Annotated in this window: 14 protein-coding genes and 1 tRNA gene; 11 read left to right on the top strand and 4 right to left on the bottom strand. The window is 55.1% G+C overall.

Annotation, left to right across the window (positions count from 1 at the left end; translation table 11 throughout):
- Positions 1 to 10 precede the first annotated feature (10 nt).
- Positions 11 to 1,297, top strand: coding sequence for a tyrosine-type recombinase/integrase (locus Poly41_RS22710; protein ID WP_146529200.1), 1,287 nt, complete (start codon positions 11 to 13; stop codon positions 1,295 to 1,297).
- On the opposite strand, the gene Poly41_RS22705 is transcribed toward Poly41_RS22710, so the two are convergent.
- Positions 1,279 to 1,350 (bottom strand) — tRNA-Gln (locus Poly41_RS22705). The two genes, Poly41_RS22710 and Poly41_RS22705, sit on opposite strands and share 19 nt — an antisense overlap.
- A gap of 147 nt (positions 1,351 to 1,497) precedes the next feature.
- On the opposite strand from Poly41_RS22705, the gene Poly41_RS22700 reads away from it, so the two are divergent.
- A complete protein-coding gene (locus Poly41_RS22700; protein ID WP_146529198.1) occupies positions 1,498 to 3,267 on the top strand; it encodes a SpoIIE family protein phosphatase in 1,770 nt (589 codons plus the stop codon).
- A 28-nt stretch (positions 3,268 to 3,295) separates the two neighbouring features.
- Positions 3,296 to 3,562 carry an acylphosphatase gene (locus tag Poly41_RS22695; protein ID WP_146529196.1) on the top strand — a complete coding sequence of 89 codons (267 nt, stop codon included), beginning with the start codon at positions 3,296 to 3,298 and terminating at the stop codon, positions 3,560 to 3,562.
- 172 nt (positions 3,563 to 3,734) lie between these two features.
- Here the strand turns inward: Poly41_RS22695 and Poly41_RS22690 are convergent, their stop codons facing one another.
- The 3 genes from Poly41_RS22690 to Poly41_RS22680 are packed head-to-tail and all read right to left on the bottom strand — an operon-like array spanning position 3,735 to position 6,830.
- Positions 3,735 to 4,505 carry a polyprenol monophosphomannose synthase gene (locus Poly41_RS22690; protein ID WP_146529194.1) on the bottom strand — a complete coding sequence of 257 codons (771 nt, stop codon included), beginning with the start codon at positions 4,503 to 4,505 and terminating at the stop codon, positions 3,735 to 3,737.
- Between the two features lie 39 nt (positions 4,506 to 4,544).
- Complete coding sequence (locus Poly41_RS22685; protein WP_146529192.1) at positions 4,545 to 5,009, bottom strand: hypothetical protein; 465 nt, start codon at positions 5,007 to 5,009, stop codon at positions 4,545 to 4,547.
- Between the two features lie 9 nt (positions 5,010 to 5,018).
- Positions 5,019 to 6,830 (bottom strand): ExeA family protein, encoded by a 1,812-nt coding sequence (locus Poly41_RS22680; RefSeq protein ID WP_146529191.1) that lies wholly within the window; start codon positions 6,828 to 6,830, stop codon positions 5,019 to 5,021.
- A gap of 570 nt (positions 6,831 to 7,400) precedes the next feature.
- Between Poly41_RS22680 and Poly41_RS22675 the strand changes: the two genes are divergently transcribed.
- From Poly41_RS22675 to Poly41_RS22640, 8 genes are all read left to right on the top strand, one after another.
- Entirely contained in the window at positions 7,401 to 7,832 is a 432-nt protein-coding gene (locus Poly41_RS22675; RefSeq protein WP_197231530.1) for a DUF4332 domain-containing protein, read from the top strand.
- A 144-nt stretch (positions 7,833 to 7,976) separates the two neighbouring features.
- Positions 7,977 to 8,756 (top strand): (Fe-S)-binding protein, encoded by a 780-nt coding sequence (locus Poly41_RS22670; protein ID WP_146529187.1) that lies wholly within the window; start codon positions 7,977 to 7,979, stop codon positions 8,754 to 8,756.
- A gap of 15 nt (positions 8,757 to 8,771) precedes the next feature.
- Positions 8,772 to 10,154, top strand: a complete 1,383-nt coding sequence (locus tag Poly41_RS22665; protein ID WP_146529185.1) for a lactate utilization protein B — start codon at positions 8,772 to 8,774, stop codon at positions 10,152 to 10,154.
- A 5-nt stretch (positions 10,155 to 10,159) separates the two neighbouring features.
- Entirely contained in the window at positions 10,160 to 10,786 is a 627-nt protein-coding gene (locus tag Poly41_RS22660; RefSeq protein ID WP_146529183.1) for a LutC/YkgG family protein, read from the top strand.
- Between the two features lie 92 nt (positions 10,787 to 10,878).
- Entirely contained in the window at positions 10,879 to 11,736 is an 858-nt protein-coding gene (locus tag Poly41_RS22655) for a sugar phosphate nucleotidyltransferase (protein ID WP_146529181.1), read from the top strand.
- The gene (locus tag Poly41_RS22650) at positions 11,733 to 15,050 is read left to right on the top strand and encodes a UTP--glucose-1-phosphate uridylyltransferase (protein WP_146529179.1); all 3,318 of its coding nucleotides are present in this window, start codon (positions 11,733 to 11,735) and stop codon (positions 15,048 to 15,050) included. Before Poly41_RS22655 ends, Poly41_RS22650 begins: the two co-directional genes overlap by 4 nt.
- Positions 15,051 to 15,087: 37 nt before the next feature.
- Positions 15,088 to 16,269, top strand: coding sequence for a DinB family protein (locus Poly41_RS22645; RefSeq protein WP_146529177.1), 1,182 nt, complete (start codon positions 15,088 to 15,090; stop codon positions 16,267 to 16,269).
- A 13-nt stretch (positions 16,270 to 16,282) separates the two neighbouring features.
- Entirely contained in the window at positions 16,283 to 16,582 is a 300-nt protein-coding gene (locus Poly41_RS22640) for a hypothetical protein (RefSeq protein WP_146529175.1), read from the top strand.
- Positions 16,583 to 16,881 lie beyond the last annotated feature (299 nt).

Genomic DNA, 16,881 nt, shown 5'->3' with positions numbered 1-16,881 from the left:
GCACTTGGTAATGGCAAGCATCAAGGACAAGAACGGCTACAAAGAGATTCAGTATCTCGATCGAGATCGAAAGCGTCGCTCGCTTTACGCTGGCAAGATTAGCAAACGTAACGCGGAGTCGATCGGAGTGAAGATCGAAGCGATCGTATCGCGACAAGTTCAAGGGTACGAAGTCGATCCCGATCTATCTCACTGGCTCGCTGGATTATCGAACAGCTTTTACTCCAAGCTTGTGAAGCTGGGGTTGTGCGAAGCCCGAGAGGCTGAAGAGGCGAAGCCTACGCTGAAGGCTTGGACCGATAGCTATATCGAGAAGCATACCGGGAAGCCTGCAACGATCGAACAGCTAAAAATGTCGGCAAAGGGTCTTTGCGACTTCTTCGGCGATGATCGATTGATCGATGATATTCACGCTGGCGACGCGGAGGACTTTCGACGATCGCTCGAAAAGAGAAAACTTGCAACAAATACGATCCGCCGACGGATTGGCCGGGCGAAACAATTCTTTTCCTCAGCGATCAAGCATAGGTTGATCACGGAGAATCCGTTTCAAGGTGAGGCTTCGACCGTCGGAGCGAATCCCGAAAGGATGCTCTTCGTTCCTGCGGAATGGATCGAGCACTTGATCCGAGAAACCGACTGTGAGGATATGAAGATCATCGTCGCGATGGCGAGATACGGCGGTTTGCGAAGTCACGAAACGCGGATTCAGAAATGGGAAGACATTGATCTCGTGAAAGGTAGGATGCTGATCCGGTCGAATAAATCGCCGGCTGTAAGATGCTGCCCTATCTTCCCCGAGCTTAGGCCTCACCTAATGCGAGCTAAGGAGATGGCTCCCGACGGGGCGACAATGCTTCAGAACCGTTACAAGCCCGAAGCGAATCCTTTGACCACTCTTCGAAAGATCATCGAGAAGACGGGGCTGAAGCCTTGGCCGAAGCTTCTTCAGAATCTCAGAGCTTCAAGAGAGACGGAGCTTCTAGGCAAATATCCGGCAAAGGACGTTACCAGCTGGCTTGGCAATTCGCCGACGGTAGCCCACAAGCACTACGCAATGGCCACCGACGACACTTTCGCGAAGGCTTTGATTGAAAAGACGATCAGCCCGACACCGCACAGGACACCTCATAAAACACCTCAGACAGCGCAGGAAAGAGGAAGTCAGAGTAAGACAGACAAGCGTGTGCGAAAAGGCAATTCAGCGATTCACACGGGGAAAGACGTGATCAGACTCGATCTGTCCTATCTTGGCGAGAGCGGCGCCCCCCTGGCAAGCTGTCCCACTAGGACTTGAACCTAGAATAACAGAGTCAGAATCTGTCGTGTTGCCAATTACACTATGGGACATTCTGCTGCTATTTAGATCGTTTTTTGGATTTGCGTCAAGATGGCAACCGAGCGGCCTTTTCTGCGGGGTGTGCCCCGTCGCGTTGTTGTCGGTCGCAACAAAACCTACAATGATCGTTTTTACTCTCTCGAGGGGTTTTCCACGCCATGGCCTACTTATCGACTAGCACCATCGGCGACGATAGCAGCGCGGAGCGATTTGAGCTGCAGGACGGCGAAACCAGCATTGGCCGGCACCCCGATTGTCACGTGATGGTCGATGCGGGAGCGGTGAGCCGCTACCACGCCAAAATCGTGCGGCGCGACAACGATTTTCTTGTGGAGGACTCCGGCAGCCGCAATGGAACGTTTCTCAACGGTCAATTGTTGACAGCCCCCGAGGTCCTCCGCGAGGGTGACCGTGTGCGAATCAGTGATGTGGAGCTGATTTTTCACCACGATGCGGTGCCTGAATTTGCTCAGGACCAAAACCAAATGACCTTTGATGGCTCGAATTTCGGCATCATGATGGTCGAAGAACCTGAAACCGAACGGGTCAGTTCGTCGAAAGTCGAATTTCGTAGCAGTACCGATGGGCTGAAGTTATCGGCGACGGCTGAGGCCAAGCTGGAGGCCTTGATGCGAATCAATAGCAACCTCAGCAATGCGCTTGGGCTCGATGAGGTCTTGCCGAAGGTGTTGACCAGTTTGTTCGACATTTTTCCTGCGGCGGACCGCGGTTTTGTTGTCATGGAAGACGGCCAAGGAAACCTCGTTCCGCAGTGGGTCAAAACTCGGCAAACTCGCGACGAGACGGAGACGGTTCGAATCAGTCGGACGATTATTCGCGAGGTGATGAACTCAGGCGAGGCGATTCTATCGCTTGATGCATCGGAAGACGCTCGTTTTGACAGTAGCCAATCGATTGCCGATTTTTCGATTCGCTCGATGATTTGTGCGCCGCTACTCGACGGAGAGGGCAAAGCGTTCGGCGCTTTACAGATCGATTCGCTGAAAGGGCGTGGTCAATTTCGTGATGAAGACACCGATTTGCTGAGCGGTGTTGCAGCACAAGCTGGCATCGTGATCAATAACGCTCGGCTCTACGAACAGGCGCTGCATCAACGCGAGGTCGAGCAGGATTTGAAATTGGCGACCGAAGTTCAAGCGGCGTTCTTGCCTCAATCGCCGCCCGATGCTCCTGGCTATCGCGTGTGTAGTTACTATCAAGCCGCCAACCACATTGGTGGCGACTATTTCGACTACATTCATCTGGCAGACGGCCGTGTTGGAATTGTTGTTGCGGATGTCGTAGGCCATGGGGTCGCGGCAGCTATGTTCATGGCAAAATTGTCAGCCGAAACGCGTTTCTGTTTAGCAAGTGATGACAACGTTGCCCGTGCGATTGAACGGCTCAATGATCGAATGAGTCGATTGCATGTCGAACGTTTCATTACCTTCTTGTTGATGGTAATCGACCCCAAGAGTGATACCGCGACGATTGTCAATGCGGGTCATATGGCTCCGGTGGTCCGACTGGCAAGCGACGGCACGATTAGTGAGCCAGGTGAAGAGGAATCGGGTTTGCCAATCGCAATCGATGATGGAATGTCTTATGAAGCCGTAGAGGTTCCGATGCATGTGGGTGACGTTGCCGTCATGTATACCGATGGGATCAACGAAGCGATGAATGCCAATGACGAAGAGTATGGGATGGAAAGCGTTCGGCAATTGACGGCAATCGGAGGTTCGGCAGAGGAAATCAAGGACCGGCTTGTGGAAGGTGTGCTCAATCATATCGGTCCGACACCGCCGTTTGACGACATGTGCTTGGTCGTGGTCGAACGAATTTCGAATGCCGAAGAAGTGATTCGCGACACGAGTGATACGGTCGATGAGGATGTGTTGGGTGATCTTGAGGATGGATTGTCTGGTTGAGCCGATTTCGGGGCGAGGTCCCGTACACATGATTCGTTACATCGTTCGTTTTCAGGGTCATGTTCAAGGCGTCTGCTTCCGAGCAAACGCCTTGCTGCAAGCCAAGGGACTCGACGTGCGTGGTTTTGTCCGTAACGAGGCGGACGGCTCGGTGTTGTTGGATGTCGTGGGTCCCGAGCGTGATTTGCAAATGTTGGTCAAGCGGATCCGAACCACGATGCAAGCGAACATCACGGAGGTTCAGCGGGAAAGCCGCACGGCTGAGGATCGGCCCAGCGGATTCCGCATCCGATGAGCTTTGATGGGTTCCGACGACGCCTTGAGCTTTTCACCCCTGACGAGGCCCATCCTGACGAGGCCCATCCTGAGGAGGCCCATCCTGAGGAGGCCTTGCGATCAACAAAGAACGGACGGCAAGTCCGTTCTACAGATTCGCGGCAACCCTCCTATTAAGGTGTGCCAGACCACTAGCGAGTGAAACCAAGGCGAAGCATTTGCACAATCGAGCGGACCGCTTCTTGAAGTGTCAACTTACTGGAGCCCCGTTCACGGTCGGTGAAGGTAATGGGGACTTCCGCCATTTTGGCGCCTTGGCGATTCAGTTGAACCAGCAGTTCTTCGAGCAGCGAGTAGCCCTGGCTGCGGAGACCAGCGAGGTCCGCTGTTTTTAGTGTTGAAACACGGTAGCAACGCATTGATCCGCTACAATCGCGGACGGGAAGTCGTAGGCAAAGTGTCGCAAATTGGTTCACCAATCGACTCATCAAGCGACGATGCCATGGCCATCCCAGCAATTGCCCACCGCTGACGTATCGTGATCCAATCACCACATCGATTTGCGGTGAGGTGGCTGCTTTTTCAAGCAGTGAGGGAAGTTGAGCCGGATCGTGGCTGAGATCACCATCGAGGTTGAGGAAAAACTCGTACTCGCCCTCGATCGCTTCTTCCATCGCGCGAAGAATTGCACCACCGAGCCCCCGTTCGTTGTTGCGAACGATCATTCGAATGGCGTCATCGTCGGCAAAGGAATCCTCGATAAGTGCTGCCGTTCCATCCGGCGAATTATCGTCCACAATCAGTAGGTCGGCATCCGGAAGCGCAGCTCGAATTCGGTCGACGAGCGGCAGAATGTTCGATGCTTCGTTGTAGGTGCAAACGCCGACAAGCACACGGCAGGTTTCGCCGCTTTTCCGCGAGTGGGAGGCAATATCAGCAGCGGGAGAAGGACGAGCAATCATCAAAGTGGATAGATTTTTGGGGCACCGCGTGACGGGGAATCATCCATTTGATTGTAGGCTGACCGCAGGAATTGGCGACCCCGCTAAACGGATCGGTGTCGTCCACGCCGGCAAGGCAAGCGTCTCAGGACTCACTCCGATGATCCACGGGGCATCGGCGTGTTGGGCCGAGCCCGACGGGTTCATCCCGGAACGGGCGGTGCGGCCGATGGTCGCAGTCTGAACCAGACGAGCATGCCATTGCGAGCCAGCGCGGGCCAGAATGCGGTTGTAGCGATGGACGCGCCAAGCCAGGCAGCCGTTCTTCAACGTTTGCCAGAAGCCTCCTACCGGACTCGCCAAATCAAAGCGAACCGATCGGATGCGGTGCTCGGCGAACTGAGACGCAAGGGCGACATAGAAGTTGGCCCGGAACGACAGGAAGCTTGGAGTCACCAACACGGGTGTCGTCGCGGTGTCCTGCCCGATTCGTATCATTTCAACCGTAAGGGCTCTAAGGGACATGGCGGTCAACTAACCCTCCGTACCGGTACGCATCCGTTGAAGCATCGCTTGAAAATCAACCGAAACCTTCTGTTCGCTTTCGTCATTCGACGTTGATTTTGATTCGCCCGCGAGATCCAGATCTTCTTCAATGATCAGCAGGTCACTGTCATCGCGAAGAAGGATGCCGGTGAGCGCTTCGTCAGATTCCAGCGGTTCGTCCACGGCGCCAGCGTCCTCGCTGGACTGGTGGAGTTGGATCGCAACGATGTCGGAGGTTTCCTCGGAGTCGTCGCTGCCCTCGATCACGTGATGGTCAAGCGTTCGGTCATGACATTCACAATTGGCACAGTCACTTGAACAAGAGTGCGGTGTTGCCGCATCATGCATCGCATACAATTCGGATGCCGCGGCCATATCGGAGATGCCAACGATTTCTTGGTGCAGGATCGTTTCCAGGTCTCGATCCCTGCACGGGTCGCTCGATTCCGTGCTTGGATTTTCGGCAGGCAGGTCGTGGCGGGAGTTGTCAACGGTCGGATCGGAATTCTTCGTGCCCGTCGCTGAGGTTCCCCTGGCAAACGGAATCACACCGCTGCCCAAACAGACATCTTCCTCATCCTCGAAATCGCCAAAGATCGCTTGTGTGCTTGCGGTCTTGGGGGGTGAACCGATTGCGGCCGGAACCGTGACGGGCCCTCTTCCGTCGGGTTCCTCATACAAAGTGGCTTCATCGCCTGCGACAATCTCGGCACTGAGCCAGTTCTCACGAGCAATTGCATTGACAGCGGAAGCGGCATCCATGAGTTCTTCTTCGTCGAATGCTAGCGTCTCAAGATTGGCTTCCTCTGGCTCTTCTTGCATCGGATCTTGTTTGAGGTCCAGAGGGTCGACGTCAGATTCCGCAACGGCTTCGTCCCTGTCCCGTTCGTCCAGCCCGTTCCGTTCGTCCAGCCCGCCGAGTTCGTCCAATTCGCCGAATTCGATAGAATTGGATGACGCATTCAGCTTAGGAGATTCCAGCATCGGGCTCGGCAATTGCTGCAATTGTGCCCAAGCTCGATCGATCGATTGTTCGGTGATCAGAGATTCGTCCGATTCCTCAGCGATGTCGATCGCTTCGGTCATGACTTGATTGACTAATCGGGGCACGCCACAACAAGCGTGATGCACCATTGAGATCGCCTCGCGAGTGATCGTGTTTTCCGGATCGGCTCCGCAAGATTGGATGGTTTCAGAAATGTAGTGGCGGGTCTCTTCGCCATTCATCGGATGGAGGTAGCAGCGAGCGGAAATTCGCTGCGTAAAGGGTTCCAGAGTCGGTTCCGCAAGGGTATCGTCCAACTTGACTCCGCCAACAACGACGGCACAAACGCGGGGTTCGCCTTGGCGATGAATGTTGGTTGACATCCGGATCGCTTCAAGGACCTCGGGTGCGAGCGCTTGCGCTTCGTCGACAATGATCAATAGACCTTCACGGTCAGAAGCCTGGTCGCAGACGCGGTCAACCAGCGCGAGTTGCAAATCCGATTCGTCTACATTGCGGTAGTCCGCACCGAGATGATGCAGCATGTGGCGAAGGTAGCCGGCCCGGTTTTCGATGGGTGTTTCGCCAAGCACAACGCAATCGTGACTTTCTTGGTAGCGATCGACCAGTAGCGAACACAGTAAGGATTTGCCAGTTCCCGGAGGCCCGATCACCAACGAAAGGCCCTCACGAGCATCGACGCTGCGGCAAACACGATCCACGGCATCGGCGATCGATCCAATCGGAACGTATCGCGTCACGCTCGGAAAGGCCGGAAAGGGAGGAACGACGTATTGCGGATTCGAAGGACGCATCGCTTAGTAGTCTCTTGTGTGGAGTGTCTTTTTCAGCGTGATTTAGGGTTGGGCTGATCAGTCTTTGGAAACCTGCAGCATCGAAGCGGCGCATGCAGTGCTCCCTATAATCCGAATGATCGGCAAAGTCGACGCCAATCCTGAGTCGATTCGGTCTCCGGTATCAAGAAGCCATGTTTTCGAGCGCCAGGACCAAGCGGGGGGGGCGGCGACTCTGAATAGGTGGTGTTCGGCGACTTGAGCGAAGTGGTTCCGTTTGTGCAACTTTTTCCGAAATTCCTCTGGCGTCGCCACGCTTCGGTTGGGTAATCGCTGATTTCGAGTGTCCCCACTTTCTTTTCTCTTCTCACTCGGAACACAACCATGCTGCGATCTTTTCTTCGACTGTTTTCTCGGTCCCCGCAAGCTCCGATGCCCGTTGACCCATCGTCGAGAGACCATGTTGTCTTATTTGCACACTTGAACCGTGCTAGCACTCGAGCGCCGAATTCCACGCTTCACCTCCCCTCGTTGCCGGACAGGACGTTGGGGGGGGCGACGACAAAGAATCATCGGGAATGGCTTCTGAGCATGAGGCTCGAGCACACCAAGTTGTGTCCCTCGAATCGATGCGAACAACTTCAACAGTTCGGTATCGAAACCGCTGGCGACCTGATCGCCGCGGATCTGAAGTCGTTGGCAACAAAGTTCAATTCCCCTAAAAAGGCCGTTCGACTGATCAAGCGATACCGGCATGCGATCCGTTTCGCGGCGACGGTTCCCGGGATGATGCCTCGCGACGCGTTGCTGTTGATCAGCATCCATCGCCGCAGTGTTCGAGGATTGGCCATGGAATCGCCGATGATGCTGTATCGCGACCTGCAGCGGTTCGCGGACAGCAGCACGGGGCAACGATTGGTGCGGGGTCGGCGGTTACCGAGCGTCAAGCGAATCCGCAGTTGGATCCATGCCTGCGAAGCCGAGCTTTCCAGTCGCAGTTTCTATACGGTCGACGCGGCCTGAACCGAGGGTTCAGCGGGGTCGTTTCGTGTGGAGGGACCTTCTTCCCCCTTCCACCTTCGCCAATTCGCTCGTCAGCGGCTATACTGACTGCCCGACCGTGGCAACTCGGCCCGTCGGTGAGGCATTTTCCGCGACGAGATGCGAATGACTGTTGCACTTTTTGTTCCCTGTTACCTCGACCAATTCTACCCCGAAGTGGCGATCGCAACGCTCGAACTTCTCGAGCGTCTCGGAGTGGACGTTGTCTTTCCGCCCGAGCAAACGTGTTGTGGTCAACCGATGGCCAACACCGGTTGTACCGCGGATTGTGCCCCCGTGGCACGCCGTTTTGTCGACATTTTTGCCCCGTTTGATTCGATCGTTTGTCCGTCCGGTTCGTGCACGTCGATGGTTCGCAACCATTACGATGACTATTTTGCCGAGGATGACGATGCGTTCCTGCATGTCAAGCAGCGCACCTTCGATCTGTGCGAATTCTTGTATGACGAATTGCAGATCCAGGAACTGAAAATCGAAGGACAGGACGTTTGTTTCCCGCACCGGGTTTCGCTGCACCAGAGTTGTCACGGACTGCGCGAACTGCGGCTTGGTCCCTCGAGCGAGAACATGACGGTGCGCGACAACAAGGTGCGTCAGTTGATGAATCTTGTCAAAGACGTTGAGTGGTGTGACTTGAGTCGACCGGATGAATGCTGTGGTTTTGGTGGGACGTTTGCGGTCAATGAGGCAGACGTGTCCGCCGCTATGGGGCGCGACCGCGTCGCCGATCATGTCGGATCGGGCAGCGAGGTGATTGTATCGGCCGATATGAGCTGTTTGATGCATCTGCAAGGTTTGATTCGCCGTGAAAAATCCCCGATTGAGGTGATGCATGTTGCTCAGGTTCTGGCTGGCCGAAAACTCAAGAAAACCAATGCGAAGTAGAGGTCGGACGAAACCATGAACATGCTTCCAATTGTTGACCATCCCGCGGCCGCTCGCCCCTTTGTCACCAACCCCGATCGTGCGCCGTGGCATGACAAGGCGCTCTGGTTCGTTCGTAGCAAACGGGACAAGCAAGCATCGTCGGTTCCCGAATGGGAATATTTGCGGTCGTTGGCGTCGCAGATCAAAACGGCGACGATCGCGAATCTTGGCGATTACTTGACGGAATTCGAACGCAACGCAACTGCTCTGGGAGCCGTCGTTCATTGGGCTGCGGATGCCGAGGAGCACAATCGAATTGTCTTAAAGATCCTTCGTGATCATGACACCCACCGAATCGTCAAAAGCAAATCAATGCTTACCGAGGAATGTGGTTTGAATCCTTTTCTCGAGGCCAATGGCATCGACGTCGTCGACACGGACCTTGGCGAACGCATTGTTCAATTGCGACATGAAACGCCGAGTCACATCGTCTTGCCAGCGATCCATTTGAAGAAAGAGGAGGTTGGTGAGACGTTTCACGAGCATTTGGGAACGGACGAGGGAGCGGCCGATCCAAAGTATTTGACGGAAGCGGCGCGAGGGCATTTGCGCGACAAGTTTTTGGCTGGTGAGGTTGGTATCACGGGAGTCAATTTTGCGATCGCGGAAACCGGGGGATTTGTGGTTTGCACCAATGAGGGCAATGCAGACTTAGGGGCTTCGTTGCCAAATGTCCACATTGCCTGCATGGGGATCGAAAAATTGGTTCCCCGTTTCGAAGATCTTGCAGTCTTCCTGCGACTGCTTGCCCGCTCGGCCACTGGCCAGCCGATTACGACGTACACGTCCCATTTCCATGGTCCGAGAGACAGCCACAGCGAACTGCATATCGTGCTTGTCGACAACGGACGCAGTCGATTGCGTCAGAGCGACGCATTTCGTGATGCCCTTCATTGTATCCGTTGCGGTGCCTGCATGAACACGTGCCCAGTCTATCGACGCAGTGGTGGGCATAGCTATCGGGCGACCATTCCTGGCCCGATCGGTTCCGTCTTGTCGCCGACTCGTGATTCATCAAAACACAAAAGTCTGCCTTTCGCATGCAGTTTGTGCGGGTCTTGTACGGATGTTTGTCCGGTCAAGATTCCATTGCATCATCAATTGTTGGCGTGGCGAAAAGAGATCGGCAACCTGAAGCTGCTTTCCTACGACAAGCGAATCAGTATGAAGATGGCATCATTATTGTTTCGCAGTGCACGGCTGTTTTCGTTTGCCGGTTGGGTCGGTCGAGCGTCGTTAAAGGTGCTGCCACATTGGGCAACGCATCATCGGTTGAACACCTGGACGATCGCTCGCGAGTTGCCCGAGCCGCCCAAAGAGAGTTTCCGCCACTGGTATGCCAAGAACCGAAAATGAGACCCATGACGCCACAACTCACCTCTCAAGCGGCTGACACAACCGGTCGACAAGCCATTTTGGATCGCTTGACTCTGCGTCCGGTTCGCTCCGCTGGCCTTCCCACGGTCGATGCTTCCAAACTGACTTCGTTCGAGGAGCCACTCGCGAAATTCACAGAGATGTTGCAGAGCGTGGGTGGTGAGGTCCATTTGGTGGATCAGCCTGACCAAGTCACCGAGATTTTGAATCAGATTGAGGTGTTTTCGAATGCCCAGCGGGTCGTGTCGTTGGTTCCCGAAGCCGTCAAAGGCAGTTTTGATCTTTCCAAGATCCATGACCCGCACGACCTTGCCGCGGTCGACTGGACGATTGCGAAAGGCGAATTCGGTGTTGCCGAAAACGGTGCGATCTGGATTGATGGCTCGACGCTACCTCATCGCGTGCTGCTGTTTATTGCACAGTATCTTGCGATTGTGCTTTCGCGGCGAGAAATGGTGCACCATATGCACGAAGGGTACGCCAGACTTGGCACACCCATCTCGCGATTTGGCGTTTTCGTAGCGGGTCCGAGCAAGACCGCGGATATCGAACAATCGCTTGTGCTCGGAGCCCATGGGTGCCGTGCCTTGCAGGTGTTTTTGACCCCTTAGCACGAAGCGGACCGGTGTCTCGCTTCGGCAGCGAGTTCCGGGTGATTGTTTCCTGTCGATGATTGAGTTTTCACTAGGAGTGTTCCAACACCATGCAGGTCCAAAAAGCCGTCATCACTGCGGCCGCCCCGAATCAAAACACCTTACCGCTGCAGCAGTTGGTCGATCGCAAGGGTGAGGTGAAAACGGCGCTGCAACTTGTCGTGGAGGAAACCACCGCTGCAGGCGTTGAGGAGATCTGTGTGGTGATTCGACCTGGCGATCAGGATGCCTACGAACAGGCCGCGGGGACGCACCTTGGCAGCATCGTGTTTGTGGAACAGTCTGAGCCCAACGGTTATGCAGATGCCATTCATCAGGCGAAGTCCTTTGTCGGCGATGATCCCTTCTTGCACCTGGTCGGCGACCATTTGTATTTGACTTCCGCAGCGGTGCCTTGTGCAAGGCAATTGATCCAAGTCGCTAACGAATTTGAGTGTTCGGTCTCTGCGGTCCAGTCGACTCGTGAAAACAAGCTGCCCTATTTTGGAATCGTCAGCGGCCCACTCATTCCTCGTCGTAGCGACGTTTACGAAGTCGAACGCGTTGTCGAGAAACCAACGCCGACCTTTGCAGAGCAAGAATTGGTGACGCCTGGGCTGCGATCGGGGCATTACCTTGGGTTCTTCGGCATGCATGTGCTGACCAGTCAGGTGATGGCTGCGATTGAGCAGTTGCTCGCTGAAGGCGGACGGCCGAAAGCGACGTTATCCGACGCACTCGCGATCCTTTCGTCTCGGCAACGTTATTTGGCCTATAAAGTGCATGGCTCACGGTACAACTTAGGGCTGACCTATGGGCTGCTCAATGCACAATTGGCGATCGGTCTTTCAGGCAAAGATCGCGACCAGATTCTGACGGAACTTGTGGACCTGCTTGCCAGCCGGACTGAGGAGGAACGGGCGAAGTGAACCGGCTTATCCAAATCATAACCTCCGATGACGATTCGATACGAAACCAATCACTCGATTCCTGTTGTCGTGACGCGACGTTGGAAGCCTTGTTGGGCGACATCGCTCAATTGGATGCGTTCCGGCGGAACGAGAGCAACCTGTATCGACGCGTGCGGGCGTTGTTCTTTCTGTCCGCGATTTATCGGTATCATTTACCAAACCGGTTGCCAATCACTCAGTTGGGCGAAATTCCCTACGAGGGCTATGAGCATTTGTTGTCGCGGCGGTTTAAAGAGGCGATCGATTGTTTTCTGGCAACTCAGCAGCAGCAGGGACCCAATGACGCATTGTCGAGTGCACTCGCCAACGCCTACCATCAACTGGGGTTTCAGACGCTCGCCGACCAGGTTCGCCGTAGCGTCCGTACGGTTCGAGGCAATCAATGGATGTTTCGCGTCGGTCATCCCGCCGATCATCCCTTGAGGATTCGCCCCGAGCTTCTTGAAATCGACCCGACGACCCACACCACACCCTTGCTGAAGGAAACGACGGCTGTACGAATGGATTTTTCGCACAGCGCTTGGAGCGACATTTTTTTTCTGGGGATGGATTTTCCTGAAGGTGCGCGCGTTCTCAATGTGTCGGTCGACCTTGGTGTCCGCGGTCGTGATTCCGAAACCAAGCCGCCGATCGAAACTTACTTGCGTGTCATCGATGAGCCTGTGATTCGTTTGGCGAGCGTCGATCTTGGGGCGACGACCAGTATTGGTTCGATCTCGGAAACCTTCGACTTCGCGCGAGACTACCTCGGGTTGTTGAAGGCTGCACTGATCGCATCCGGTATCGTCCCTCCGGGGCTAGAAGGTTGCCGTGAATCGATCGCCGATCTGCTCGGTGTGATGCTCGGCCCCGGTCGCGGTTTGGAGGTGGTCAGCAAGGTCAACGATATTCCGAAAGGGTCGCGGTTGGCGGTGTCCACCAATCTGCTCGGATCGTTGATTTCGATCCTGATGCGGGCCACGGGGCAAGTGAAAACGTTAACGGGGACACTAGAAGAACGGGATCGTCGGCTTGTCGCGGCGCGTGCCATTCTCGGAGAGTGGATTGGTGGCAGCGGCGGCGGGTGGCAGGATTCGGGTGGCGTGTGGCCCGGCATCAAATTGATTTGTGGTACCGCGGCCGAGTCCGGTGATCCGGAATACGGTATCAGTCGTGGTCGCTTGATGCCGGTTCATCATGTCTTGGATCATGAAACGATTAGCGATGCGACGCGTCAAAAGATCCAAGATAGCCTCGTGCTTGTTCACGGCGGCATGGCTCAAAACGTCGGACCGATTTTGGAAATGGTGACGGAACATTACCTTCTACGTAGTGAGAAGGAATGGCAGGGACGCAAAGAAGCGATGGCGATCTTGGATGAAGTCGTTGCGTCGCTTCAAGCAGGCGACATCCGACACGTGGGTGACGTGACCACGCGGAATTTTGAAGGGCCACTGCAAACCATTATCCCCTGGGCGACCAATCGTTTCACCGATTTGCTGATCGAACAGTGCCGAGACCGGTACGGCGAACAGTTTTGGGGATTTTGGATGCTCGGAGGGATGGCCGGCGGTGGCATGGGCTTCATTTTTGATCCCGCCATCAAGCCCGAAGCGCAACAGTGGCTTGGTCAAGCGATGGTGGAGACGAAACAGTCTTTGGCGACGTCATTGCCCTTTGCGATGGACCCCGTGGTCTATGATTTTTCGATCAATGACAAAGGAACCGATGCCGAGTTGTTGTCGGGTGAGGAAGCAATGTTGCCTGATCGGTACTACGCGCTGGTGTTGCCGGCTTTGCTGCGAACACCGATACGCGAGTTGACGCTGAGTACGCGAAATGAACTGCAACGGATTAGCCAACGGGTTAGCGATTCACCGTCGGGCCGTAACACAGCTGGCTTGTTGCTTCGCAGCGTGTTGCCATCGGTAACCGCGGAGGGACAGGAGCATCGGTCGTTACAAAAGGTCTTGGCGGAGATTGGGTTTGACCGGGTCGAGCACGAGCAGATTCGTTCCGACTTGCTGAGCGGCCGGATTGGGTTAGCCCAAAATCGGTTGCCAGTCAACACGACGATCGAAAACGTGCATCCAGAACATGTGACAGATTTGCGGGAAGGAATCGAGAAGAAGTACGTGGATCTGGGCCGCCAAGCCATCAACGAGGGACGCGTCGCGGTGGTAAGCTTGGCAGCGGGTGTCGGTAGTCGCTGGACCGAAGGAGCGGGCGTGTGTAAGGCACTCCACCCTTTTAGCCGTTTTGCTGGACGTCATCGCAGTTTCTTGGAAGTTCATCTGGCTAAGAATCGTGCGATGACTGCCAAACATGGTGGCTCGATCCCGCATGTTTTTACGACCAGTCATCTTACCGACGGGCCGATTCGCGAATACTTAGATCGTCACGAGTCGTTCGGATTTGGTGATAACGTGATGGTGTCGACAGGAAAAAGCGTCGGATTGCGAATGGTCCCTACCGTTCGCGACTTGCGATTTTTGTGGGAGGAAACCTCTCAACAGATCCTTGACGAGCAGCAGCAGAAGGTGCGAGAGAGTCTTCGGGCGGCGTTGATTGGATGGGCCAAGTCGTCCGGTGAAGCCATGGATTATACCGACAACGTGCCGAGTCAGTGTATCCATCCGGTTGGTCATTGGTACGAGATTCCCAACATGCTACGTAGTGGCGTGCTCGGGAAAATGCTCGACAGGCAGAGCCAATTGCAGCATCTGATGCTTCACAACATCGATACACTTGGCGCCAATGTCGATCCCGGCGTGCTCGGTCGGCATATGGACTCGGGCACGACGCTTGGCTTTGAAGTCATCACGCGCCGTCTCGAAGACCGTGGCGGCGGATTGGCCTTGGTCAATGGTCGACCGCGTTTGGTAGAAGGCTTGGCAATGCCCAACGAACAAGTCGAGTTTGAATTGCCGTTTTACAACTCGATGACGACGTGGATTGAGATCGATGGGCTACTGGACTCGTTTGGGTTGACACGTGCCGACCTTGCGGTGCAATCAAAAGTGGATCAAGCGGTTCGTAAGATGGCGCTGCGATTACCGACGTATATCACTTTGAAAGACGTCAAAAAGCGTTGGGGCAACGCTCAAGAAGATGTCTTCCCGGTGGCTCAATTTGAAAAGCTCTGGGGAGATATGACCTCACTGCCCGAGATAGGCTGTCGGTTTTGGGTCGTGCCGCTTCGTCGAGGACAGCAGCTCAAGTCGCAGGCTCAACTCGATCCATGGAAACGCGACGGAAGTTCCGACTACATTGATGCGATCTGCAAGTGGTAGGACGCGACGACTCGCCCACACTTCTTCTAGGGACCTGATGATGCCTTGTTTCGCGACTCGTTACGTTTTGTGTTCTGTTTGCCTGTTCTTGATTGCTTTGGTCCCCTCCGATGTGGACGCTCGCGAGGGCGATCCGATCGCTGTTCGCAATTGGGGTGACGGTGTGGTTGCGATTGAAACACAATGGAATTTGCTGGTGGTCTTCGGCCCTACGGCTGAGTCGGTGGCGAAGCAGCGATTTGCACGATCGCCCGATCAGACGATTGTCATGTCTGCCAGCCAAGCGATCGATCATTGGTTGTTTCGGAAGCCGAATGACTCGCTGGTTTCTTGGGTGCCCGTCGCCGACCGTTTTCCTCCCTCGCCTGACGCCGTGCGAGTCAAGTCGATTCAACGCGCTGGTAAGACGTTGGCTTGGATTGTGATGGTCGACGGCGTGCAGATCATGATTTCGACCGCAGGAGTCGACACCCCACTTCGCGATGACGAAATGCTCGCCAGTCAACTTGATTTGTTGTGGGTCCGTAGCGTCGGCGTTCCAACGAAGGATTCGTCAGCGATATTGGGCCAGATCAAGCACGCTCAACCTCGTGTTGTCTGCCTCGATGCCGGCGACCCAATCTTGAATCAAGAGCGAGTGGGCGAGGTGATCCACATCCAACACAACACGTTTGCGATCTCGGCTACGGAACTCGATCCGACGCCCCCTACGTCGTGGGTGGTGATGCCAAGCAAACCTTGGGCGATGCCCGAGGGACTTGAAGCTCTGTTTATCACCATGGAAGCATCGTGCGAGCAGTCGCAGGAAGTGTTTGGAAAACTATCGATTGAGCAGTTGAATTTCAAGCCGAGCAATGGAACTCATACGCCGCGATGGAATGCCGAACACATGATGGGCCGTCAACTCTTGTTCTTTTCGCAAATCTATCATGCTCAGCAACCCGCCATCGCCGTGATGGATTTTAATCCGAAGCAGATGCCTTCCGATTATCTGGCGGCGCATCCCACATGGAACGGGGCCGAAGAAGCTCGGCAAATGCAGCGAGTCAGTGCATTCACACGCCGCTTCGCCTATCTGCTTGAAGGGCTCGACTTGGACGCGAAGCCGCCTGGAAGTCGATGGGTTTTGCGAGCCCTCCTCAAACAGATGGATCGACACTATGCCGAACACACCGCGAACACGCTCAAAAAATTTGACTTGCCCGATTGGCCCCAGTGAACCAACGTGATTGATGTTGGAGAGTCCGCAAAGCGTGCTCCCGTCCGTCAGTCACGCTTGTGTTCGTTCCTCCACCACCACCGCCGCCGCCGCCACCGTCTTCATCTTCTTCGTCCTCTTCATCGCGATCCTTCTTGTCATCGTCCCTCTCCTTCTTGTCGCCTTCTTTCCCTTTTTCTCTGTCTTCATCCTGATCGTGGTCCTCCTCCTTGTCTCGGTCTTCCCGTTCGCGATCCTGCTTTTCCTTCCGATCCTGATCCCGGTTCTGCTTTTCCGCTCGTCCCTCGTCGGATTCACGGCGCGACGACGGTGAGCGACGCCCCTCACGCCCATGTCGAGAGTCGTCCGAGCGGGAAGTGAGAAGGTTCTGGACCATGTAGACGAGGGCGATGCATGCCGTGGCTATCCACAGACATTTCCGAAACAGGCCAATCACGCAGCGGCGCATAGCGATCTCCAGCATCCAGGGTCGGGCGACATGGGGCCTCGGCAAAAAGAACCCTCGACTCAAAGAGCGATTTCGATGCTCGCGACGCGTCAAAAAAGAAGTGCTTTTTGTCCGCCGCTCCTCAACTCGCCTTTGCGGCGTTGGGTGTCACTCGCTCAACTTTG

It is taken from the genome of Novipirellula artificiosorum (assembly GCF_007860135.1).
In the GTDB taxonomy this organism is placed as follows: Bacteria; Planctomycetota; Planctomycetia; order Pirellulales; family Pirellulaceae; genus Novipirellula_A; species Novipirellula_A artificiosorum.
The sequence above is the reverse complement of the archived record's forward strand: the minus strand, read 5'-3'. Positions and strand labels throughout refer to the sequence as shown.

Bases quoted from the DNA above. Each gene is read 5' to 3' on its own strand.
- Poly41_RS22710 (WP_146529200.1), top strand. From the start codon at position 11: ATGGCAAGCATCAAGGACAAGAACGGCTACAAAGAGATTCAGTATCTC.
- Poly41_RS22700 (WP_146529198.1), top strand. From the start codon at position 1,498: ATGGCCTACTTATCGACTAGCACCATCGGCGACGATAGCAGCGCGGAG.
- Poly41_RS22695 (WP_146529196.1), top strand. From the start codon at position 3,296: ATGATTCGTTACATCGTTCGTTTTCAGGGTCATGTTCAAGGCGTCTGC.
- Poly41_RS22690 (WP_146529194.1), bottom strand. From the start codon at position 4,505: ATGATTGCTCGTCCTTCTCCCGCTGCTGATATTGCCTCCCACTCGCGG.
- Poly41_RS22685 (WP_146529192.1), bottom strand. From the start codon at position 5,009: ATGTCCCTTAGAGCCCTTACGGTTGAAATGATACGAATCGGGCAGGAC.
- Poly41_RS22680 (WP_146529191.1), bottom strand. From the start codon at position 6,830: ATGCGTCCTTCGAATCCGCAATACGTCGTTCCTCCCTTTCCGGCCTTT.
- Poly41_RS22675 (WP_197231530.1), top strand. From the start codon at position 7,401: ATGAGGCTCGAGCACACCAAGTTGTGTCCCTCGAATCGATGCGAACAA.
- Poly41_RS22670 (WP_146529187.1), top strand. From the start codon at position 7,977: ATGACTGTTGCACTTTTTGTTCCCTGTTACCTCGACCAATTCTACCCC.
- Poly41_RS22665 (WP_146529185.1), top strand. From the start codon at position 8,772: ATGAACATGCTTCCAATTGTTGACCATCCCGCGGCCGCTCGCCCCTTT.
- Poly41_RS22660 (WP_146529183.1), top strand. From the start codon at position 10,160: ATGACGCCACAACTCACCTCTCAAGCGGCTGACACAACCGGTCGACAA.
- Poly41_RS22655 (WP_146529181.1), top strand. From the start codon at position 10,879: ATGCAGGTCCAAAAAGCCGTCATCACTGCGGCCGCCCCGAATCAAAAC.
- Poly41_RS22645 (WP_146529177.1), top strand. From the start codon at position 15,088: ATGATGCCTTGTTTCGCGACTCGTTACGTTTTGTGTTCTGTTTGCCTG.
- Poly41_RS22640 (WP_146529175.1), top strand. From the start codon at position 16,283: ATGTTGGAGAGTCCGCAAAGCGTGCTCCCGTCCGTCAGTCACGCTTGT.